Raw genomic sequence first — 20,236 nt, forward strand, 5'->3', positions numbered from 1 at the left:
AGTTTGGCCTACTTTTTCTTGCCGAAGAGGCGGCTCCAGAAGCCGCCGCTATCCTCTTTGCGCGGCGGTGGCACGATTTTCTGGGCCTGGGAGGTCTGACGGCTGGCCGAGGGAACGGGAACCGGCTGTTGGGTGGTGACCTGCTGCAGCCAGCGGCGCACCTCGGCCATCAACTCGGCGTTGGCCGGCTCGAGGCGGCTCGCCTGCAGGAAGTCGGCCTTGGCCATGCCAGCGTTGCCCTGCTTGAGGTGGGCGATACCTCGGTGCAGATAGTAACGGGCCACGTTGGGCTGGGCGCTGATGGCGAAGTTTAAATACTGGATGGCAACCCGGTACTGCTTGCGCTCGATCATGTCCAGCGCCTGCAGGAAGCGGGTCTCAGCGGGGCTAAGTTGCGGGGTTGGGGGCGAAGGAGGGGCGGGCTGGACAGGGGGAGCGGTGGGTGGAGCAGCCGGGATCCCGCCCAAGGTGGTGCGGCTGGGGGAAGGGGTTGGGATCCCCGTCGGGGTGGTGGTTTTGGCAGCAGGGGCGGGGATCCCTTTGTAGCCGGCCTTGAGCAGCAGGTAGGCTAGGTTGAGCTCGCTCAACTGCTCGGTTTTCTCCAGCAGGGTGGCCATAGAGCTGTATTGCTCTTTGGCCAGCTTCTCCACCCGCCGGACATATTCTTCCTGCCAATCGGCGCGCTCGGCCAGGTCTTTGACAGCTTCTCCAGTGGGCCACAGATCGGGGGGTGGCGACTCCAGCAGGCGTTGAACGCGCAGCTTGAGCACAGTCTCATATTCTGACCGCTCTCGCTCCTTGGCCAGCACCTCGTTGGCCGGGCTGACCAGCTTGGCGAAGAGGACGTTGGCCCGCTCTGCCCCTTCCGGATCCCCGACAAAGCGATCCGGGTGCAGAGCCTTGGCCGCCTGCAGGTAGCCGCGTCGGATCCCTTTGGCATCGGCGGTGAGGGGCACGCCCAAGATGGCGAAATGGTCGGTCTCGTAGCGGGCTAGCCCTCGGGTGAGGCGGGGGACATCAGAGTTGGATCCCATAGTTGCCACTTCTCCAAGATGCGTTGCAAAGTTCCGTTTTCGGTCAGGACTGCGATCGCCCCATCCACGGCTTCCTTCAGGGAAGGATGCTGTGAGGATACCACGCCCACCAAAGGAATCGGGAACAGAGGCGGCCCCGCCAGGCGCAGCCGGGATCCCGCCTGGCGCAGGCTCAGGGCGGCAACGGGCTGATCGACGAGCACCGCATCCAACTGGCCAGCCTGGAGCTGGGCAAACAAGCGATCCGGGTTGCTGGTGGCAAAAAGACGAATGGCGTTGCCCCGCCTCTCGTTGTACGCCTCCAACAGAGCGGCTCCCGTACTGTTAACTACAATGCCCACTTTGCGGCCAAAGAGTTGCGACAGCGCCTCAATGGGAGCTTCCTCTGGCCCGGGATCCCGTACCACCAAGCGCTGCGGGCTGAGGTAGTAGGGTCGGGTGGCGAGAAACTGCTGCGGATCCAAGCCCAAAGCTTCCCGCGCCCCCCAGATGAGATCCACCTCATCCGCTTGCAAAGCCGCCAACTGCTCGCTCCAAGCCACATAGACGGGCTCCACTCGCACCTGCAGCGTCTGGGCAAGCGCCTCCAGGATATCCCACTCGAAGCCGGCGTAGGTTTGCCGCTCCAGGTCGGTGTAGAGGTAAGCCGGGCCCAGGCTGGGATCCAGGCCAACCCGGATGCGCCCCCGCGCCTGAATCTCGGCCCAACGGGAATCGGGAACCTGTGCTCGCTCGCTGGCAGGAGCGGGCAGGGTCGGCTTTGGGGCAGGCTGAGGGTAGGCCGGGATCCCCAAGAGCAGCGCCAGGCCAAACCCTGCCGCCCAACAACGACGCCGGAGCTTTTTCCCGGCCAAGTTATCTCCCTTGCCTTGCGAAAGAGCCATGAGGGCCTTTGCGTAAACCTTACCCAATTTTCGCCTGATCTTTACCTGATCTTTAAACTTTGGCCGTTTTGCTCCCCAGACCGGCGATCCCGCCGCATGGGGAAGGAGACCGGCAGAGGGCTGACCTGGGCCAGTTCTTCCTGAAGAGCAGCGTGTAGCCAGCCGTTGCTGGCCAGCAGGCGGCCACTGTACACATCCACCGGGCTGCCATCGTAGGCGGTGACCTTGCCGCCCGCCTCTCGCACCAAGACAATCCCGGCGGCAATGTCCCAGGGGGAGAGGCCCCGCTCCCAATAGCCGTCCAACTGGCCGGTGGCCACGTAGGCCAAGTCCAGGGCAGCCGATCCACCTCGCCGCACTCCCTGGGTGAGGTGGGTGAAGTGGCAGAACTCGGCGTAGTTGTTGTCGGGGGTTTCGCGGCGGTCGTAGGCAAAGCCGGTAACTAAGAGGCTGTGGGAGAGTTCAGTTGTGGAAGAGACGCGGATGGGCTGGCGGTTGCGGGTGGCGCCCATCCCTTGTACGGCGCGAAAGAGATCCCCGCGAAAGATGTCGTAGATCACCCCCAGCACCGGCTCCCGCCCCTCCAGCAGACCAATAGAGACGGCAGCAAAGGGATAGCCATGGGCAAAGTTGGTGGTGCCATCGAGGGGATCGATCATCCAGGCGTAGGTGCCCTGCGGGGATCCCTGCTGGCCGGATTCTTCCGTCAAGATCACATCTTCGGGGAAGTGCCGCCTTAAGATTTTCAAGATAAGCTCCTCGGAAGCGCGATCCGCTGCTGTTACCAAGTCGCCCGGACGTTTCTCCTCAATGGCAAGGGTGCCCCCCACATAACTGCGCAGCAAAGCCCCTGCCTCCAGGGCCGCCTCTGTGGCCACATCTAACCGACGCAACAGGGCCTCCGTCACACCCACACCTCAAGGCTACAAACCTGCTACCCAGAATAGCCCGCCCGCGGCCAAGGCTGTGGCTCCCAAGGGATCCCTTAAAACGGGAATAGCTCCGACCTGAACCCAAACCCAATTTTTCCAATTTTTTTTAGGAAAAGGGAGTATCTCCAAGGCTGCCTGTGGTGTATAGTAGTGTACATTAAGGCCTATGAGTTTTCCACCAGCCCGCCAACGCCGGGGGGATGTTGGGTGTCTCCTAGTTTCTGGGAACTCTAGGGTTCAGGGAGTTGGACTGGAAGAGCCAGGCTGCCGGGCAGGTAGTTGAGCGTCGAGGAGGAAACGCTGTTGCCCCAGAGCTACGACGATTTTTTTACCTCTACTACGGCAGTGGGCAGAGGCCATCTGTCCGGCAGTCAGGACTTCGATCTGCCGTTGGATCTGTTCGACCAAGTCCCGCAGCAGCCGGTGTCTCACCCGGAGTTCACCCTGTCCGTCTGCCATCCTGTGCGGCCCTGCAGCTACATCCTGCGGGAGAGCATTTACACGATCGGACGGGATCCCTCCAATGCCATCCAGATTGTCAACCGCTTCGTCTCCCGCCGCCACGCCTATTTGGTGCGAGTGCCCACCAAGTCCAATCGCACAGGATTTACGTATTGTCTAGTCGACGGCAACCGCAAGGGGCAGTCCAGCACCAATGGGGTGTTCGTCAACGGCACGCGGGTAGCTACCCACTACTTGAGGAGTGGCGATGTTATCTACTTTGGGCCGGAGATCCGCGCCTACTTCTTCGAGGTGGCCCGCATTCCCCCTCTGCCCAACCCTTTTGAGGTCAACCCTGACCTCGGCAAAGGATCCAACTTGGTTCCTGAGGAGATGAGAGGTGGCCGCAGCCCGTTGACAGATCCAAGGTTGCATCGCTAAAGTAGTCAAGCAGTGTAAATTGGGGCATCGCCAAGCGGTAAGGCAGCGGGTTTTGGTCCCGCCATTCGGTGGTTCGAATCCATCTGCCCCAGTCTTAAGCTGGGCTAGGTCTGCTTGAGACAGCAGAAGGCTTTTTTGGGCAGTTCCCCTTCGCTGATTCGGGAACTTCCCGCTAGGCGCAAGGGTACGCTTTTTGCATTGCTGGCGCGAAGACTTTGGCCAGCAGAGGGCCAATCCGTCAACCTAGCGCAGTCGGCTTAGGGGAGAGGGTGGACAATCGGCCTGGGAGGGAAAGGGAGCCGAATGAGCAGTGCTTGCCGATCCTTGATGGTCGTGGGGACTTCTTCCCACGTGGGCAAAACCCTTTTGGTAGCTGCCCTCTGTCGCCTTCTCAAAAAGGCGGGGAAGAAGGTTGCCCCTTTCAAGGCCCAGAACATGTCGCTGAATGCCTACGTCACCCCGGAGGGCCATGAGATTGCCTATGCGCAGGCTCTGCAGGCTTGGGCCGCCGGGATCCCGCCCGCGGTGGAGATGAACCCGATTTTGCTCAAGCCGCAGGGCAACCTGACTTCCCAGGTCGTCCTCAACGGCGTGGCAGTAGATACCTGTCGCGCCGGCGAGTACTACGAGCGCTGGTTTGCGCCGGCCTGGGAGGCGGTGAAAACGGCCCTGGCCCGCTTGCAACAGCAGTACGAGTGGATTATCTGCGAGGGGGCAGGCAGCCCGGCGGAGGTAAACCTCAAACACCGGGATCTGGCCAACACGCGGGTGGCTTTGCATCTGGGATCTCCCACCTGGCTGGTGGCGGACATCGACCGGGGTGGGGCGCTGGCCCATGTGGTGGGCACCCTGCAGTTGCTGGAGCCGGCCGAGCGGGCCCTGATTCGCGGCATTGTTATCAACAAGTTTCGCGGCGCACGGGAGCTGCTGCAGCCCGGCCTGGATTGGCTGGAGAACTACACCGGGATCCCAGTGGTCGGAGTTCTGCCCTGGCTGGATTGGGTGCTGCCGCAAGAGGATTCGATGGGCCTTGAGGCGGGCCCTCAACTCTGGGAAAATCGCCGCGAACGTGCCGGGCGGGGGAGCTGCCTGGAGATTGCCGTGATCCGCCTGCCCCAGGTGGCCAATTTTTCCGATTTCGACCCCTTGCTGGCCGAGCCCAGCGTCCATCTGCGCTGGGTTCACCCCGGCCAGAGCCTGGGATCCCCCGATGTGGTCATCCTGCCCGGCAGCAAAACCACCCTCAAGGATCTGTTGGCATTGCAAAAGACCGGCCTGGCCGACCAACTGCGCCTCTATTCCGGCCACATCGTCGGCATCTGCGGCGGGCTGCAGATGTTGGGGCAAACCATCGCCGATCCCGCCGGCCTAGAGGGAGTTGCCGGCACCTACCCCGGGCTGGGCTTCCTGCCGCTGACTACTGTCTTGCAACCCACCAAGGTTACCCAGCAGGTGCAGACGCAAAGCCGCTGGCCCGCCCCCGCTCCCGTCCAGGGGTACGAAATCCATCAGGGATCCACCCAGGCCGATCCCGCTGGCTGCCTGCCGATCTTCGAGCAAGAAGGCCTGGGCTGGCGGGATCCCACAGGCCGGGTCTGGGGCAGCTATCTGCACGGCCTCTTCGACAACCACCGCTGGCGGCGCCACTGGCTAAACGAGCTGCGCCGCCAAAAAGGCTGGGATCCCTTGCCAGAGCTGGAGGGCCACTACGCCCAGCAGCGGGAAGAACTGCTGGATTGCCTGGCAGAAGCTTGGCGGCCTCATCTCGAGTGGCAGCAGCTTTTGGAATAGGGCGGGGCCATTGCCAAGGTCTGCAAGAGTAGCTGTATTCTAGACAGGAATTTCCTTCCCCCTGACCTATGCGGCTTCTGGTTACCGGCGGCGCGGGCTATATCGGCAGCCACACCTGTAAGGCCCTGGCAGCCCACGGCCACCTGCCAATTGCCTACGACAACCTGGTTTACGGCCACCCTTGGGCCGTTCGCTGGGGGCCTTTGGAAATCGGCGACATTGCCGACCGCCAGCGGCTGGATCAGGTCATTCGGCAGTATCGGCCCGAAGGGGTGATTCACTTTGCCGCCTATGCCTACGTGGGCGAGTCGGTCAAGGATCCGGGCAAATACTACCGCAACAACGTGGCCGGATCCCTGACCTTGCTGGAGGCCATGCGGGATCACGGGATCCCCTACCTTGTCTTCTCCAGCACCTGTGCCACCTACGGCGTGCCGGAGCAGATCCCGATCCCGGAAACCCACCCCCAGCGCCCCATCAACCCCTACGGCCAGAGCAAGCTGGTGGTGGAGCAGATGCTGCGGGACTTCCAGACCGCCCACGGGATCCGGTTTATCAGCCTGCGCTACTTCAACGCCGCCGGCGCCGATCCCGACGGAGAAATCGGCGAAGCCCACGACCCCGAAACCCACCTCATCCCCCTGGTGCTGGAAGTCGCCGCCGGCCAACGCCCCCACATCACTGTTTTTGGCGACGACTACGACACCCTCGATGGCACCTGTATCCGCGACTACATCCATGTCGCCGACCTGGCGCAGGCCCATGTGTTGGCCTTAGAAGCGCTGGCGTCTGGCCAGCCTGTGCAGGCAGCCTACAACCTGGGCAATGGCCAGGGCTTCTCTGTTCAGGAGGTGATCGCCACGGCAGCAGCGGTAACTGGAAGACAGATCCCGGTGCAAGTTGGAGCCCGTCGACCGGGGGATCCCCCCTGCTTGGTGGGCGATGCCACGGCCATCCAGCGGGATCTCAACTGGCAGCCCCGCTATGCCGACTTGGCCGAGATCCTGCAGACAGCTTGGCGCTGGCACCAAAGGCGGCCCTATTTTGCCAAGGCCACACCGCCGCTCCGGGGGGCTTGACCCAACTGGGATGGCGATCCGAGGATCCAGCGGTACGATCAGGGGAGGTCGACGCCTAGAGCTTGCTTCCGATGGAGGAAAAGACCGCCCCCGATACCCTGGCGGTTGTCATGACCACCGTGGGATCCGAAGCCGACGCCCATCGTTTGGCACACACTCTGGTGGCCGAGCGCTATGTGGCCTGTGCCCAGGTGCTGCCGCCGATCACCTCCTACTACCGCTGGCAGGGATCCCTGCAGACAGAGAAAGAATACTTGCTGCTGCTTAAGTTGCCCAGCAGGGCTTATCCCCGCCTGGAACCGCGGCTGCGGGAGCTCCACCCCTACCAGGAGCCGGAGATCCTGGCTCTGCCGGCTGCTCAGGTAAGCGCTACCTATCTGGCGTGGGCCCGAGAGCAGGTAGGCTAAGAAGAGCGGTACCCTCTCTAGCATGATTGCCCTCTACCCCGGCAGCTTCGACCCCATCACCTTTGGGCACCTCGACATCATCGAGCGGGCCAGCCGTCTGTTTTCCAAAGTCATCGTTGCAGTCCTGAAAAACCCCAACAAAACGCCTCTGTTTACTCCTGAGCAGCGGCAAGCCCAGATCCTCCTCTCTGTTGCCCACCTAAAAAACGTTGAGGTCGACACCTTTTCCGGCCTGACGGTGGCCTACGCCCGCCAGCGAGGGGCAAGAGTCATTGTGCGCGGCTTGCGGGTGCTATCTGACTTTGATGTCGAGCTGCAGATGGCCCACACCAACAAGCTCCTGGCTCCTGAGTTGGAAACCCTTTTCCTTGCGACTGCCAGCGAGCACAGCTTTGTCAGTAGCAGCTTAGTTAAGGAAGTGGCCAAGCTAGGCGGCCCCATTGACCACCTGGTACCCCCGCCGGTGGCTCAAGATCTGCGGGAGCGTTTCCCCTTAACTTGATCCGCTCTGTCCCCAACTACGAAAACAGGGCCCTGAGCTCTTGCAACGTCTTTCTCACCTTGGCCTGGGCAGCTTCCACCTCTGGTTGGTCGTAGGCTTTGGCGGCAAAGTCCAGTTCTTCCAAGCTGCGGCCCATTTCCTTGGCCAAGCGCAGCATCTCCCGCTTTTGCTGCTGGGGCAAGGTGTTTGCCAGGCTGGTTAGGGTCTTGCGGGTCAGGCCCATCGGCCCGTGAATGTAGGAGCGGATCTCCAGCCAATCCTCAGCGTCCACCAGGCTCTGCAGCCGCTCTACGTGTTGCTCTAGCTGCTGTAGCTCTCGGGGCAAGGCGGCAGCCGCCTGGACAGGAAGGGATCCCAGCCACAGACCCAATGTGAGGATGGCAATCAGCAGCAGATTGGGCCAACGACGCATCATCTTACACCTCCCATCCGCCTTCACAGGCTTGCTTTCTGGCCGTTACTTCCTTGGCCAGCCATAGGCAATCAATAGTGTACCTGGTAACTGCCCTCCAGGCCGCTGTGGGCAGAGGGGCAAATCGGTTAGCCTAGAGCTGTAAAAGAACGTAAAGAGCGCTCCCATGCAACGCATCATCCTCATGACCGGCAAAGGTGGGGTCGGCAAGACCTCGATGGCGGCAGCAACCGGCTGGCGTTGTGCCGAGCTCGGCCTGAAGACCCTGGTGTTGAGCACGGATCCGGCCCACTCCTTGGCCGACAGTTTCGACCGGCCCCTGGGCCACGAGCCGGTGGAGGTCAAGCCCAACCTCTGGGGAGCAGAGCTAGACGCCCTGCAGGAGCTGGAACTGAACTGGGGATCCGTCAAGGCCTACATCACGCAGGTGTTGCAGGCCCGCGGGCTGGATGGCGTGCAGGCCCAGGAGCTGGCGGTGCTGCCGGGGATGGACGAGATCTTCGCCCTGGTGCGGGTCAACCGCCACTACGACGAGGGCAAGTTTGATGTGCTGATTATCGACTCGGCTCCCACCGGTACGGCCTTGCGCCTTTTGAGCCTGCCCGATGTTTCCGGCTGGTACATGCGCAAGTTCTACAAACCTTTGCAGGGGTTGGCGCGGGTGCTGCGCCCCATTGCCGAGCCGATTGTAAAAGGGCTAACCGGGATCCCCCTGCCGGATGACCAGGTGCTGGATGCCCCCTACGAGTTCTACCAGAAGATCGAGCGGCTGGAGCGCATCCTCACCGACAACCGCATCACCTCGGTGCGCCTAGTCACCAACCCCGAAAAGATGGTGATCAAGGAGTCGCTGCGGGCCCATGCCTACCTCAGCCTCTACGGCGTCGCCACCGATTTGGTGATTGCCAACCGCATTTTGCCGGAAGGGGTGGTGGATCCCTACTTTGCCGCCTGGAAGGCCGCCCAGCAGAAATATCGCCAGGAGATCCACGAGAACTTTGCCCCCCTGCCGGTGGTGGAGATCCCGCTTTACCCAGAGGAGCTGGTGGGGTGGGACGCCCTGGCCCGCCTGAAAAAGGATCTCTGGGGGGATCGCAACCCGGCGGAGGTGTTCTACGCCGAGCAGACGATGAACGTGGCTAGCGACAACGGCCAGTACCGCCTGGATCTGTACTTGCCCGGGATCCCAAAAGAGCAGGTGGAGCTGAGCAAAACTGGCGACGAGCTCAACATCCGCATTGGCAACCACCGCCGCAACCTGGTGTTGCCCCAGACCCTGGCCGCCATGAAGCCGGCCCGTGCCAAGATGGAGGAAGATTACCTGCGCATCCATTTTGCCGCCTGAAGCCGCAGGGCAGTGTCCTGCTTGCCGTTTGCCAAAAAGTAGGCTTGTTGGAGTTGTTCCTGGTCGAGAGTGGGCATATTTGCAGGACGGGAGGAACTCTGGCTGGAAGAGAGCCCACGGAGGGGTGGGGAAGCGCCTTCATCTAGCTGTAGCCCTCTTCGGGCAAGGAGTTGGGCAGCAGCCTGGTTGGCCTCCATCGGTGGGGCCTATTCTCCAACCGCTTGCCCTACACCGTCCAGCTTGAGCCATGCTGAATGGCTGCTTGGTATGGCTAGATATGTAAAACCGAGAGAAGCGGCGGATTATTTTGGGGTGTGTCTCCACACCTTGAGGCGATGGGAACAGAAGGGCTGGATCCATGCAGTACGTACACCATCCGGTAGGGCGAGAAGGTATGACCTTGACAGCTACATTGGCCTCCGGCCCGCTGACGCGAACAGAGCGCCCAAGAAGGACAAACGAGTCGTTTTGTACGCCCGAGTCAGCAGTCGAGGGCAGAAACCAGACTTGGAGAGACAGATTGCAAGACTGGTTGACCTCTATCCTGGAGCCGAAGTGGTCGGAGAGGTTGGCGGCGGTCTCAACTTCAAAAGGCCAAAGTTCCTTGCCTTATTGGAACGAGTTCGTGCGGGAGATGTCGGAACAATTGTGGTCGCTCACCGGGATCGACTCTGCCGGTTTGGATTTGAGTTCGTTGAGTGGTACTGCCGTCAATACGGGTGCGAAATCTTGGTTCTCGATGACGATCACCTTTCTCCCCAGCAGGAACTGGTTGAGGATATCCTCACCATCCTGCACTGCTTCAGCAGTCGGCTCTACGGACTCAGAAAATACCGGGCTGCAATCGAGAAAGATACGGATTTATCCGGAGCCAGCGCTGGCTAAAGTCTGGAAGCGGTGGCAAGCGGCGTGCCGGTACTGCTACAACCAAGCGATTGCCTATCAGCGTCAGCATGGTGCCCCAAAAACGGCCAGAAAGCTGCGGGACATCATCCTGCGCTCCGATTTACCTCAGTGGGTGAAGGACGTCCCTTGTCACATCAAGCAGAACGCGGTCGTCGAGGCGTGGTTGGCGTTTCGCCGAAGCAAAGACGCGAGGTTTCGCAGTGTGCGGGACAGGTCGCATACGCTGCAATTCAACGCCGGCAACTTTCGCAATGGGACGTGGTATCCGAAACTCACCCGAGGTTTGGCGTTCCGTGCATCCGAGGAGATGCCCAGAGAATGGGCACGTGGAACTGAGCTAATGCGGGTGAAAGACAGATGGTATGCCATCTTCCCTGAGCCCGTGAACGAGCAGTGTTCGTTAGCAAAGGGGGTGATCGCACTTGATCCTGGAGTAAGAAGCTTCCTTACAGGGTTTGATGGGGCGGGCTTTGTAGATATCGCCAAGGGAGACTTTGGCAGGATCGTTCGGCTGTGCTACCACCTAGACGATCTGCAATCTAGGCTGAGTAAAGCACCGCGACCCAAGCGTAGGCGAATGCGGCAAGCGGCGTTTCGTCTGCGGGAGAGAATCAGGAACTTGGTGGACGAGTGCCATCGCAAGGTAGCGGCGTTCCTAACGGATAACTACCGATTGATATTCCTCCCCACTTTCGAGTCAGCCAAGATGGTTGCCAAGGCAGGGAGGAAGTTTGGTAGCAAGACAGCAAGGGCGATGCTCACCTGGGCGCACTATCGGTTCAAGCAGCTCCTGAAGTTTCAAGCCAAGAAGAAAAACGTGGTTGTCGTGGAAGTATCGGAAGCGTACACCAGCAAAACCTGTACCAAGTGCGGGCACATCCACACTAAGTTGGGTGGCGCAAAGGTGTTTCGATGCCCAAAGTGCAACCATAGGCTACCACGAGATTGGCAAGGCGCTCTGGGTGTTATGCTCAGGGCTTTGCGGGATACCGCCTTTCTGTTTGGACTCCGTCCCGCTAACGCGGTCGCGTCAGCATCGCGTAGTGACAACGGAAACGGACAGAATGCTATCGCTTCACCGCTGAGCAGTAATGCTCAGCAGTGTTCAGCGTAAATGTATCAGGTTGCTCTTCTGGCCCAGCGAGGGCCCCTTTTTCGCTTCCTGAGGACTGTTGCGGGAGGTCATGATGCCCCATTCCATGAGCCGAGCAGAGACCCTAGCTCCCATCCATGTGGTGGGTGGGGGGCTGGCGGGGACAGAAGCCGCCTGGCAGATTGCCCAGTTGGGGGTGCCCGTCATCCTGTCGGAGATGCGCCCTGTGCGGCAGAGCCCGGCCCACCACACGGATCAACTGGGAGAGCTGGTGTGCAGCAATTCCTTCGGGGCCCTAGCCAGCGACCGGGCGGCAGGCCTGCTCAAGGAAGAGCTGCGCCAACTGGGATCCCTGGTCATCGCCACCGCCGATCGCCACGCCGTGCCGGCAGGGGGAGCCCTGGCCGTGGATCGGGCCCGCTTTAGCCAGGCCCTAACGGAAGCCATCGCCAACCATCCCCTCATCACCCTGCGCCGGGAGGAGGTGACCGGGATCCCGGAAGGGATAGCCGTCCTCTGCACGGGCCCGCTGACCAGCGAGCCCTTAGCTAAGGCGCTGCAAGCTTTTACGGGCCTGGAATACCTGAGCTTTTTTGACGCTTCCAGCCCCATTGTTACCGGGGATTCCCTCAACCGGGCGGTGGTGTTTCAGGCTTCCCGCTACGACAAGGGGGAAGCGGCCTACCTCAACTGCCCCATGACCGAGGCGGAGTACGAGCGCTTCTGCCAGGCGCTGGTGGAGGCCGAGCAGGTGCCCCTCAAAGACTTTGAAAAGGAGGAGCGCAAGTTTTTCGAGGGCTGCCTGCCCATTGAAGAAATGGCCCGCCGCGGCAAAGATACTCTCCGCTTTGGGCCCCTGAAGCCGGTGGGGCTGGTGGATCCGCGCACGGGATCCCGGCCCTATGCGGTGGTGCAGCTACGCCAGGAGGACCGAGCAGGCAAGCTGTGGAACCTGGTGGGCTTTCAGACCAATCTGAAGTGGGGAGAACAGCAGCGGGTCTTTCGCCTCATCCCTGGCCTGGAGGCGGCGGAGTTTGTCCGCTTTGGCGTGATGCACCGCAACACCTTTTTGAATTCGCCGCAGCTTCTGTTGCCTACGTTGCAATTTCGCCGCCGGCCAACGCTGTTGGCTGCCGGCCAGTTGGTGGGCACCGAAGGCTACGCCTGTGCCGTGGCAGGAGGGTGGCTGGCCGGACAGAACGCCGCCCGCCTGGCCCTGGGGCTGCCTTTGATCACGCTGCCGCCGGAGACGATGATGGGATCCCTATTCCAGTTCATCAGCAGCGCCGATCCCAAGCACTTCCAGCCCATGCCGGCCAATTTTGGCCTCCTGCCGGAGCTGGAGGGGCAAAAAGTTCGCAGCAAACAAGAGCGCTACGCCCGCTACCGGGATCGCGCCTTGGCTGCTCTGGCGGCCACAGGCCTGGTGCGCCAGGCGCAAACTGCCTGAGTTCCTTACCCTCCAAGCGCAAACGGCTGGCTAGCCTGGATTGACATACTCCCCGCCCTAAAGGGCATTCGCGACAGCGGGCCGTAGGCCGAGGATTCTCGTTCTTGGTTCCACGAGCGCACTTACCATGTCAGGTTGCCCCTTCATGGCAGCGGTGCCACCCTCCCCAAGCGTTCCCCCTTGCGGGGCGGTTCCCTCCTCGCGCCAGCGGCGGGGAGCGCTTTGCCCTGAGGTACCGTTCCACACCATGCCTAAGAGTTCTAGACCTCGGCGCAAGATGTTGAGAGCGGCGTTGTGGTCGCGACACAGCACCAGACCGCAACGCGGGCATCGGTGTGTGCGAGTGGATAAAGTCTTCTTCACCAGGTAGCCGCACCTTGAACACTCCTGGGTGGTGTACTCCGGCGGCACGGCAATCGCCACCTTGCCAATCGCGTAAGCGGGACGTAGTCCTTACACCTTGCCGTAGTAGTCCAGCCACCCGGTGAAAATGCTCCCTGCGGCATCCTGGAAAGTGCTCCGCACCGCTAACGCGAACGACTTGGCCAGATGATGGTTCTTGACCAAGTTCTGCACCTGCAAGTCCTCATACACCACGATGTCGTGAGACAAAGCGCTCCGCGCCGCCGAAGGCGAACACCACGCACCGGGCAAATTTGATTGCCCAGTCTCTACGCTGGCGTTGAACCTTGAGGTGCAGCTTGCCAAGACGTTGTTTCTGCTTGAGATAGTTCTTGGACTGTTTCTGAATGCCCTTTCTAAACCGGCGACTCAACCTCCTTTGGTGTTTTTTGAGTCTACGTTCAGCACGGCGCAGAAACTTAGGGCAACTGACCTTGTTGCCGTGTTGGTCGGTGTAGAAGTGCTCCAGCCCTAAGTCAAGGCCGATCACGTTGCCGGTGTACTGGCTCTTTTCCCTGCGCTCAAGGTCAAGGCAGAACTGGGCGTAGTACCCATCTGCTCGTCGGATAACCCGCACCCGGTTGATTTTGGAGCTGAGGATGAGTTTCCTGGCCTCCCCGTTGCAGTACAGGGCAAAGGTGCCAGCCTGGTTGCCATCGGTGTTCGCGTTAGCAGGCCGTAGGCCTTAGGTGATGGACATTCCATCTGCCGACAACTTCCACCCAGATTGCTTGTACTCCACCGGGCGGCAGTTCTTTTTGCTCGCGAAGCGGCGCGGAGCGCTCACTGGGGGTAGCCCTTCTTCTTCTCACCATCACGACAACGGCGGTAGAAGTTGGAGATGGCTGCCCAAGCTCCCTCTGCACTGGCTTGCCTGGCTGTTGAGTTGAGCTTGGCAGCAAACTCAAACTCCTGGGCCAGATGCTTGCAAAGAGCGTACAGCTCCTTCTTGCCCACGCTTTGATTGTCCATCCAATAGTGCAGGCATTTGTTGCGCACACACTGCGCTGTGCGGATGGCTTCATCCAAAGCTTGGTACTGGGCTGGCACTCCATGAAGGAGCTTGGCTTCCCTCGCTTTAGCGGCGCGGAGCGCTTTGACGCGCATGATGCTAGTTTATCAGGGGAAACCTTGGATAAAATGCTGCGCCTTACATCCCCACCTTCAAAGGCGGGGCCTTACGGCACTTTTTGGTAGAAGGAGGGTCCCGTGCCCATCCTGGTCCTCAACGCTGGCTCCAGCAGCCTTAAATCCTCTCTCTTTGCAACCGTTGAGAGTACGGTGGAGACCACCCCCCTTTGGCAGGCGCAGGTGGACTTTGCCTACCAGCCCGACCAGGCCCTGATTCAAGTCCGGCGGCAGGGCGGTCCCTGGGAGCCTTTTCCCGCCCTTTCCTCTCCCTCCGGCATTAGCGGTTTGGCTTCTCTCTTTCAAAGCCTCTGGCAGGGGGAGGGATCCCCGTTGGCCACAGCGGCTGAGATCAAGGCCATTGGCCACCGGGTGGTGCATGGGGGATCCCTCTATCGCCAGCCCACCTTGATTACGCCCGAGGTGGAACAGGCCATCGAGCAACTAAGCCCCCTGGCACCGGCTCACAATCCCCCTGCTCTTGAGGGCATTCGCCTCCTGCGCCAACTGTTGCCTGGGATCCCGCAGGTGGCTGTCTTCGACACCGCTTTTCACCAGCAGATGCCTGCGGCAGCCGCCCTCTATCCTCTTCCCTACGCCTGGGCCGAGCAAGGGATCCGCCGCTACGGCTTCCACGGCATCAACCACGAGCACTGCGCCCGCCGCGCCGCTGAGATCCTGGGGCGGCCCCTGGAAGAGCTGCAGCTCATCACCTGCCACCTGGGCAATGGCTGTTCTCTGGCGGCCATTCGCGGGGGCCACAGCGTCGACACCACCATGGGCTACACCCCCCTGGAGGGCCTGATGATGGGATCCCGCTCCGGCTCGGTGGATCCGGGGATCCTCATCCACCAGTTGCGCCGGGGCATGGACGTGGAGGAGCTGGATCGGATCTTGAACCGGGAATCGGGCTTGCAGGGCGTGTCCGGCCTCAGCAGCGACATGCGAGTGATCCTGGAAGCCATGCAGGCAGGCCATGCCCGCGCCGAGCTGGCCTTTAACCTCTTCATCCACCGCCTGCGCAGCCAGATTGGGGCCATGCTCATGAGCCTGGATCGGCTGGATGCTTTGGTCTTCTCCGGCGGCATCGGGGAAAACGCGGCGCCGGTACGGGCCGCAGCCTGTGCCAACCTAGGCTTTTTGGGGATCCAGATCGACCCAGTTCTCAACGCCGGATCCCCGCGCAACTGCGACATCAGCACCTCTGATGCTCCGGTGCGGGTGTTGGTCATCTCAGCCCAGGAAGACTGGGCCATTGCCAATGCCTGCCAAAAGCTCCTGCAAGAGGAATAGGCGAAGGAGCTCAGGCTGCTTCTAGCCAGGTTTTCTCCTTTCCAAGGACTGGCTCCGTCGAGACCCTCCCGCCACAATGGAGCCAAAGCCCTGGGCAGGGGAGGATAGGAGGAACCCTCCCTTTCTGCCAAGAGAAGACTTGCAACCCAGCTCATTTGAAGGTAACGGAAACCTATGCAGCCTGCCCAACTCCTGAACAGACGGATCCCCCTGCTGTGGCTCCTGGGCGTCGTTTTGGCGGGATGCGGGGAGACGACCAGCAGCAGCCCCCTGCCCCTGCCGACGCCCCTCCCTCCTCCTTCTCTCACCATCACCGATCTCTCGCCCCGCACCGTCCCCGTAGGGCAAACCCCCACCTTTGTCGTCTCCTTCCGCGTCGAGGCTCCTGCCGGGATCCGCGGATCCAACGCTTTCTTGGCTGCCGTCACCACTCCCCTGGGCAACTTTGTAACCCTAGGGGCTTTCGACGCTTCCCAATTGCCCGGCTGCTTCGTTGGAGCCACCGCCTGTACCGTAACAGGGCTTACCCTGCCCCAGAGCCGCTTTACCGTCACCCAGACGGGATCCCATCAGCTCACCATCAGTGTGTTCGATCGGCAGGAGCGGCTGGGCAGCGGCAGTTTCCCATTTACCGGAGTGCTTTGAAAACGGTTTGGATAAAGACACAGAGGATACTAGTCTTGCAGGATCCCCAGAAACTCAAAACTCACTCTAGGCCCTATCTCTCAGGTGGATTTCTGAGGCTTCCGGCCAAGGGATCAGGCCACCTCGGTCAAACTTGAACGGCCTCGCCGTTCCTGAGGAGATCGAGTTTTGTTGCTTCAAATCGGGTGGGGATAAAGTCGAGTATGTAGTCACTCTAAACATCATGGTCTAAACATCATGAATGAAACCTTTCCGTCTGGCTCCCCTCTCCCTCTGGAAGAGGAGCTGAGGGTGGTCGCGGAAGCGGCGCGGAGCGTTTGGGCACGGTCTCCAGCAGGAATGTAACTCGGAGATCCCAACTCAGGTGATCCGGATCAGCGCAAGCCTTTGGTCGGGGGAATAGGCTACAGTTATCCAAAAAGATAACAAAAGATAACAATTTTGACGAAAAAGACATCTTCTGCTTTTCCCAAGCTGACCTTTCGATATGCTGAAGCCGATCACAGGGAATGGAGGCACTGAACTGTGGAGAATGGGATCGTGTGTCAACTCACTTTAGAATGGACCGAGGCCGACCGGCGCCGATCGCAAACGGTTTCGCCTGTTCCCTCCAAGCTGGTTACCATTGGACGGGATCCGAGCTGTGATGTGGTGCTCAATGACCCAACTCGCTCGGTCTCAGGAGTTCACGCCGGGCTTTATTTTGATCCCAAAACCTTAAACTTTCACATTCGCAACTTAACTCGGGATCGTTTGCCTCCTAAGCAGCCCAACCCCGTCTGGGTGAATGGCCGAAAAATAATTCAGGAAGAGCTTGCGCTTGAGGCCAATAGCCAAATTCAGTTGGGGCACATTGTGCTGAGGGTGAAGTCTATAGAAGTGGCCAGGAAGAATCAGGGGGTTCCCCTCAGCCGCGGCACTTTGGACGCCCTCAAGGTTAAGTGCAGCCGCCTGGAAAACCCTCACTACCTGCCCCCAGAATATCAGGGTCAGAATTGTCCCTACTGTGGACATTTGGTCTTGAGCGCTACCTTGGTGATCCCTCCTCCAGAAGCTGGCAAAGCCCCACAACCTCCTCTCTAGAGGACCAACCCTTTCTATTCTTCTTACAGATCCCAGTGGCTGATCCAAGTCCGTGGGGGATAGAAAAAAGGGATCCCGGGCAAACCAAAAGTGACCTGTGAGGTCGCGCTGTTCTGTGTTTTCTCAATGGCCTCTTCATGATCTTTGTACATGATCTTTGTAAAGGTGAGCAGAAGCTATGCAAATTCAACTGAGCTGGGAAGATCCCATCACCGAAGAACAGCAGGAGCTGATTTTTCCATTGCCTCTTGCCTTGGGCAGGGAGCTGGCCCAATTGCCACAGGAATGGCAAGGTCGAGAAGTGGCGCGGGCTGTGTTTGCCAGCCAGGAGATCTCCCGTTATCACGCCCTCGTCTATCTCGGTGAGGATGGCCAGGTCATCTATGAAGATCGCAGTGCCAACGGCAGCCGCATCAATGGGGAAAAAATCCGTCAGGCACGCCGGGTGCTCCAGGGGGGAGAAGTGGTGGAGCTTGGCCCCTACAGCATCACCGTGGGTTTGGTGTCCCCCAGGGATCCCAATGCCACCCTTTTGACCGGCACCCCTACTCTTTTGCTGGAGCCGCGCACCGAACTGATTCGCCCGGCCACCCAACCCGACACCGCATTTGAGGTTCCCCCGGCTTCCACGGTGGTTTTTACCCCAGAGCAGCTTCCTGAAGTGCGGGCTGGCTCGGATTTTCCGCCGCCGGATTTGTTTCGAGCTGAGCAAATTGCCCTGAGCGCCCTCAAAGCCACCGGACTACCTGTGGAAGAGACCCTCTATTTGGCCTTGGGCGGCGGTATCGGCAGCTTTGTCTGGGTGGATACCCTGCGCATCTACGGGGTCAGACCGGAACACATCCGCGTCATCAGCATTGCCCGCAAACCCTACGAACGGTATGAACGGCTTTTGACCAACTGCCAGATCCCCCGCTGGAAGCGAATTCGCTCTGGCTCCGATTCTTGTCCAGACAACATTTGGGGCTGGCCCGGCTATGCCCTGCGAGATGCTTGGCGTTCCTTTTTCTCCGGCCGATTGTTGGAAGCATTCGGCTTTTTGTGGCAGGTATTTAGTGAGCCCTTGTTGGCAGATACCTATACGCCGCGGGCGGGGGATGTATTTGCCTCAATGGATCGGGAGGCAGCCCGAATTGGTTGGGAGCAAATGTTGTGTTACGGCCATATTCGCGCCATTCGCAAAACGGAGGATGGGCGATATGTGGTGGCCTATTCGGCAACGCGGCCCGGCCATACAGATCACCGTTTTATGGTGGCCAAGTATCTCCATTTGGCAACTGGATATCCGGCCATCAAGTTGCTCAACGACCTGCAGGAGTTTCGCGAAAAAACAGGAGATTTGAGATCGGTGGTACACGGCTATGAGCCTCATGATCACGTTTATGAGCAGTTGGAGAAACAAGGTGGCACCGTCCTAATTCGGGGATTTGGGATCGTCGCCTCTCAGGTGATGGAACGCCTTTACGAAGCCCGCAAAGTCAACCCCCGCATCTCGGTGGTGCATCTGAGCCGTGCGCCCAAAAGCGGTAATCGCTTCGGACGAGCCAAACGGGCAGTGGAGAACCATTGGGAGTTTCAGCCCTTCAACTGGCCCAAGGCCACTTGGGGAGGAGTTCTGCGTGCCAAATTGGAAGCGGCGACCCCCCTGGAACGGCGCGAACTGCTGGAAGCTTGGGGCGGCACCACGACAGCAAGTCGGCGGAAATGGCGGCGGATCGTGCGGCAAGGGTTGCGAGAGGGCTGGTACTCGATTGTGTTCGGCAAGGTGGAGTCGGTGGTTCCCGGCGACAAGGGTAAGCCGGTAACCTACATTCGAGGTACCCACAACAACACGCAATTAAAGGTGGAGGCCGATTTCGTTATCGACTGTACGGGTTTGGTTTCGGATCCCATGACCAATCCTCTCCTCAACGATCTAATTACCCACTACAACCTGCCCCTCAATCCTCACGGGCGCTTGCATGTCTCCAACGACTTTGAGCTGGTGGAGATGCGCAACCGGGATGGGCGAATGTACGCTGCCGGGATCATCACCTTGGGCGGGCCCTATGCGCCGGTGGATACGTTTTTAGGTTTACAGTACTGTGCCCATCGCTCGGTGGAACACCTGGCTCGACTGCGGGCACCGGGGGTCAAAGGCTTAGAAGGGATCCGATCCCTGTGGCAATGGTGCAAGTGGGCCCTAAACATCAGCCCCTAGCTTGCCGACATTGGGCAACGCTCCTGGATTTTGCCGGATGTTTATGGTTATCAACGCTATTGTTGGCGACACATCATGGCTATTCCCCATCCCGTTGAACCTGGTGAAAGGGGTGTTGCGTTGATCCCCAACTCTTCCATACCAAAGGGGGAAGGGTTGGGGGTGAGGGCCAGAAGATTCTCTCAAACAGACCGGGAGCGAAATAGATCCTGATGATCTCGATAGGCAAAACTGCTGGAGGAAAAGATGACTCCGACCTTGATTGGCCGCTGGCAAACTCGCATTTTCTTATTGGCCACCGTTGGTGTTTTGGCAAGTTTACCCTTTTATTTTGGGATCACTGGACATGGCGGCAGCCTCACCTATTTTTGGGTGCTGTTCTACGTAGGTCTGTTTGGCTGTGTTTGGGATGTTGTTTATAACTACCTGATGGGGTGGATGTGGGATCACGATTGGCCTGGGATCCTTCAGCTTTTGGCCGGCATTTGGGAAGGGCTTTTTTTGGGTACAGTCTTGAAGGTGGTGGGTCTTCCTTATATCCCAACCCAACGGTTTGACTTGGGAGATTTTATTCTCCACTACAGTGTGGTCTGGGTTTGCCTTTACCTCAGCGCTTGGGTGGTAATGCGCATTTTGTTTCCCCGCTGGCGCTTTCGCGGTGGAGAGTGGCTGGGGCCATGGCCGCGCTCCGGCAGCTAGAAAGGGGATCCATTGCCGTTAGAATCGGGCTGGGAGCATGACTTTAGTCAATGATACGCTGGACTATAC

General features: G+C 59.8%; 22 protein-coding genes and 1 tRNA gene. 15 read left to right on the forward strand and 8 right to left on the reverse strand.

The annotated features are described in order from the left end of the window. Positions 1–8 precede the first annotated feature (8 nt). The 3 genes from CYA_RS12515 to CYA_RS12525 are packed head-to-tail and all read right to left on the reverse strand — an operon-like array spanning position 9 to position 2,832. Positions 9–1,034 (reverse strand): J domain-containing protein, encoded by a 1,026-nt coding sequence (locus CYA_RS12515; RefSeq protein WP_011431456.1) that lies wholly within the window; start codon positions 1,032–1,034, stop codon positions 9–11. After that, positions 992–1,918 carry an ABC transporter substrate-binding protein gene (locus CYA_RS12520; protein WP_228375358.1) on the reverse strand — a complete coding sequence of 309 codons (927 nt, stop codon included), beginning with the start codon at positions 1,916–1,918 and terminating at the stop codon, positions 992–994. Before CYA_RS12520 ends, CYA_RS12515 begins: the two co-directional genes overlap by 43 nt. Before the next feature lie 41 nt (positions 1,919–1,959). After that, positions 1,960–2,832: an inositol monophosphatase family protein gene (locus tag CYA_RS12525; protein WP_369781427.1), complete on the reverse strand. Its 873-nt coding sequence runs from the start codon at positions 2,830–2,832 to the stop codon at positions 1,960–1,962. A 297-nt stretch (positions 2,833–3,129) separates the two neighbouring features. On the opposite strand from CYA_RS12525, the gene CYA_RS12530 reads away from it, so the two are divergent. The 6 genes from CYA_RS12530 (at position 3,130) to coaD (ending at position 7,511) form a co-directional block, all read left to right on the forward strand. Beyond that, the gene (locus tag CYA_RS12530; RefSeq protein ID WP_228375359.1) at positions 3,130–3,732 is read left to right on the forward strand and encodes an FHA domain-containing protein; all 603 of its coding nucleotides are present in this window, start codon (positions 3,130–3,132) and stop codon (positions 3,730–3,732) included. A gap of 20 nt (positions 3,733–3,752) precedes the next feature. Then, positions 3,753–3,824, forward strand: a tRNA-Gln gene (locus CYA_RS12535). Positions 3,825–4,035: 211 nt separating this feature from the next. Next, a complete protein-coding gene (locus CYA_RS12540) occupies positions 4,036–5,523 on the forward strand; it encodes a cobyric acid synthase (RefSeq protein WP_011431460.1) in 1,488 nt (495 codons plus the stop codon). A 68-nt stretch (positions 5,524–5,591) separates the two neighbouring features. Continuing rightward, entirely contained in the window at positions 5,592–6,602 is a 1,011-nt protein-coding gene (galE, locus tag CYA_RS12545) for a UDP-glucose 4-epimerase GalE (protein ID WP_011431461.1), read from the forward strand. Positions 6,603–6,673: 71 nt separating this feature from the next. Beyond that, on the forward strand, positions 6,674–7,009 hold the full coding sequence (cutA, locus tag CYA_RS12550; protein ID WP_011431462.1) for a divalent-cation tolerance protein CutA: 336 nt from the start codon (positions 6,674–6,676) through the stop codon (positions 7,007–7,009). A 22-nt stretch (positions 7,010–7,031) separates the two neighbouring features. Continuing rightward, a complete protein-coding gene (coaD, locus tag CYA_RS12555) occupies positions 7,032–7,511 on the forward strand; it encodes a pantetheine-phosphate adenylyltransferase (RefSeq protein WP_011431463.1) in 480 nt (159 codons plus the stop codon). Positions 7,512–7,527: 16 nt separating this feature from the next. Here the strand turns inward: coaD and psbQ are convergent, their stop codons facing one another. After that, the gene (gene psbQ, locus CYA_RS12560) at positions 7,528–7,926 is read right to left on the reverse strand and encodes a photosystem II protein PsbQ (protein WP_011431464.1); all 399 of its coding nucleotides are present in this window, start codon (positions 7,924–7,926) and stop codon (positions 7,528–7,530) included. Positions 7,927–8,089: 163 nt separating this feature from the next. Here psbQ and CYA_RS12565 point away from each other — a divergent pair, with 163 nt between their 5' ends. The 4 genes from CYA_RS12565 to trmFO all read left to right on the forward strand — a co-directional run bounded on the left by CYA_RS12565 (position 8,090) and on the right by trmFO (position 12,717). After that, on the forward strand, positions 8,090–9,268 hold the full coding sequence (locus tag CYA_RS12565) for a TRC40/GET3/ArsA family transport-energizing ATPase (protein WP_011431465.1): 1,179 nt from the start codon (positions 8,090–8,092) through the stop codon (positions 9,266–9,268). 267 nt (positions 9,269–9,535) lie between these two features. Then, positions 9,536–10,153 (forward strand): IS607-like element ISSoc2 family transposase, encoded by a 618-nt coding sequence (locus CYA_RS14290; RefSeq protein ID WP_011431466.1) that lies wholly within the window; start codon positions 9,536–9,538, stop codon positions 10,151–10,153. Then, complete coding sequence (locus CYA_RS12570) at positions 10,041–11,288, forward strand: RNA-guided endonuclease InsQ/TnpB family protein (RefSeq protein WP_148203216.1); 1,248 nt, start codon at positions 10,041–10,043, stop codon at positions 11,286–11,288. Before CYA_RS14290 ends, CYA_RS12570 begins: the two co-directional genes overlap by 113 nt. A 73-nt stretch (positions 11,289–11,361) precedes the next feature. Beyond that, positions 11,362–12,717 carry an FADH(2)-oxidizing methylenetetrahydrofolate--tRNA-(uracil(54)-C(5))-methyltransferase TrmFO gene (gene trmFO / locus CYA_RS12575; RefSeq protein ID WP_011431468.1) on the forward strand — a complete coding sequence of 452 codons (1,356 nt, stop codon included), beginning with the start codon at positions 11,362–11,364 and terminating at the stop codon, positions 12,715–12,717. A 57-nt stretch (positions 12,718–12,774) separates the two neighbouring features. Here the strand turns inward: trmFO and CYA_RS15485 are convergent, their stop codons facing one another. From CYA_RS15485 to CYA_RS15500, 4 genes are all read right to left on the reverse strand, one after another. Further along, a complete protein-coding gene (locus CYA_RS15485) occupies positions 12,775–13,140 on the reverse strand; it encodes a transposase (RefSeq protein ID WP_228375360.1) in 366 nt (121 codons plus the stop codon). Between the two features lie 30 nt (positions 13,141–13,170). Continuing rightward, positions 13,171–13,329 carry a hypothetical protein gene (locus CYA_RS15490; protein ID WP_228375361.1) on the reverse strand — a complete coding sequence of 53 codons (159 nt, stop codon included), beginning with the start codon at positions 13,327–13,329 and terminating at the stop codon, positions 13,171–13,173. Beyond that, positions 13,304–13,696: a transposase gene (locus tag CYA_RS15495; protein ID WP_228375362.1), complete on the reverse strand. Its 393-nt coding sequence runs from the start codon at positions 13,694–13,696 to the stop codon at positions 13,304–13,306. Before CYA_RS15495 ends, CYA_RS15490 begins: the two co-directional genes overlap by 26 nt. A gap of 206 nt (positions 13,697–13,902) precedes the next feature. After that, positions 13,903–14,226, reverse strand: coding sequence for a hypothetical protein (locus CYA_RS15500; protein WP_228375363.1), 324 nt, complete (start codon positions 14,224–14,226; stop codon positions 13,903–13,905). 102 nt (positions 14,227–14,328) lie between these two features. Here CYA_RS15500 and CYA_RS12585 point away from each other — a divergent pair, with 102 nt between their 5' ends. The 5 genes from CYA_RS12585 to CYA_RS12605 all read left to right on the forward strand — a co-directional run bounded on the left by CYA_RS12585 (position 14,329) and on the right by CYA_RS12605 (position 20,167). Then, positions 14,329–15,540: an acetate kinase gene (locus tag CYA_RS12585; protein WP_011431469.1), complete on the forward strand. Its 1,212-nt coding sequence runs from the start codon at positions 14,329–14,331 to the stop codon at positions 15,538–15,540. A 174-nt stretch (positions 15,541–15,714) separates the two neighbouring features. After that, a complete protein-coding gene (locus tag CYA_RS12590; RefSeq protein ID WP_011431470.1) occupies positions 15,715–16,185 on the forward strand; it encodes a hypothetical protein in 471 nt (156 codons plus the stop codon). Positions 16,186–16,725: 540 nt separating this feature from the next. Further along, the gene (locus tag CYA_RS14295; RefSeq protein ID WP_011431471.1) at positions 16,726–17,268 is read left to right on the forward strand and encodes an FHA domain-containing protein; all 543 of its coding nucleotides are present in this window, start codon (positions 16,726–16,728) and stop codon (positions 17,266–17,268) included. Between the two features lie 178 nt (positions 17,269–17,446). After that, positions 17,447–19,468: an FHA domain-containing protein gene (locus tag CYA_RS12600; RefSeq protein ID WP_011431473.1), complete on the forward strand. Its 2,022-nt coding sequence runs from the start codon at positions 17,447–17,449 to the stop codon at positions 19,466–19,468. 246 nt (positions 19,469–19,714) lie between these two features. Continuing rightward, positions 19,715–20,167 carry a hypothetical protein gene (locus CYA_RS12605; RefSeq protein ID WP_011431474.1) on the forward strand — a complete coding sequence of 151 codons (453 nt, stop codon included), beginning with the start codon at positions 19,715–19,717 and terminating at the stop codon, positions 20,165–20,167. Positions 20,168–20,236: the final 69 nt, after the last annotated feature.

This window comes from Synechococcus sp. JA-3-3Ab, from assembly GCF_000013205.1.
GTDB lineage: Bacteria > Cyanobacteriota > Cyanobacteriia > Thermostichales > Thermostichaceae > Thermostichus.

Excerpts from the sequence above, each read along its gene's own strand:
- CYA_RS12520 (WP_228375358.1), bottom strand. The coding sequence starts at position 1,918 with ATGGCTCTTTCGCAAGGCAAGGGAGATAACTTGGCCGGGAAAAAGCTC.
- CYA_RS12600 (WP_011431473.1), top strand. The coding sequence starts at position 17,447 with ATGCAAATTCAACTGAGCTGGGAAGATCCCATCACCGAAGAACAGCAG.
- coaD (WP_011431463.1), top strand. The coding sequence starts at position 7,032 with ATGATTGCCCTCTACCCCGGCAGCTTCGACCCCATCACCTTTGGGCAC.
- CYA_RS12565 (WP_011431465.1), top strand. The coding sequence starts at position 8,090 with ATGCAACGCATCATCCTCATGACCGGCAAAGGTGGGGTCGGCAAGACC.
- psbQ (WP_011431464.1), bottom strand. The coding sequence starts at position 7,926 with ATGATGCGTCGTTGGCCCAATCTGCTGCTGATTGCCATCCTCACATTG.
- cutA (WP_011431462.1), top strand. The coding sequence starts at position 6,674 with ATGGAGGAAAAGACCGCCCCCGATACCCTGGCGGTTGTCATGACCACC.
- CYA_RS14290 (WP_011431466.1), top strand. The coding sequence starts at position 9,536 with ATGGCTAGATATGTAAAACCGAGAGAAGCGGCGGATTATTTTGGGGTG.
- CYA_RS12605 (WP_011431474.1), top strand. The coding sequence starts at position 19,715 with ATGACTCCGACCTTGATTGGCCGCTGGCAAACTCGCATTTTCTTATTG.
- trmFO (WP_011431468.1), top strand. The coding sequence starts at position 11,362 with ATGCCCCATTCCATGAGCCGAGCAGAGACCCTAGCTCCCATCCATGTG.
- CYA_RS15500 (WP_228375363.1), bottom strand. The coding sequence starts at position 14,226 with ATGCGCGTCAAAGCGCTCCGCGCCGCTAAAGCGAGGGAAGCCAAGCTC.
- CYA_RS12590 (WP_011431470.1), top strand. The coding sequence starts at position 15,715 with ATGCAGCCTGCCCAACTCCTGAACAGACGGATCCCCCTGCTGTGGCTC.
- galE (WP_011431461.1), top strand. The coding sequence starts at position 5,592 with ATGCGGCTTCTGGTTACCGGCGGCGCGGGCTATATCGGCAGCCACACC.
- CYA_RS12515 (WP_011431456.1), bottom strand. The coding sequence starts at position 1,034 with ATGGGATCCAACTCTGATGTCCCCCGCCTCACCCGAGGGCTAGCCCGC.
- CYA_RS12540 (WP_011431460.1), top strand. The coding sequence starts at position 4,036 with ATGAGCAGTGCTTGCCGATCCTTGATGGTCGTGGGGACTTCTTCCCAC.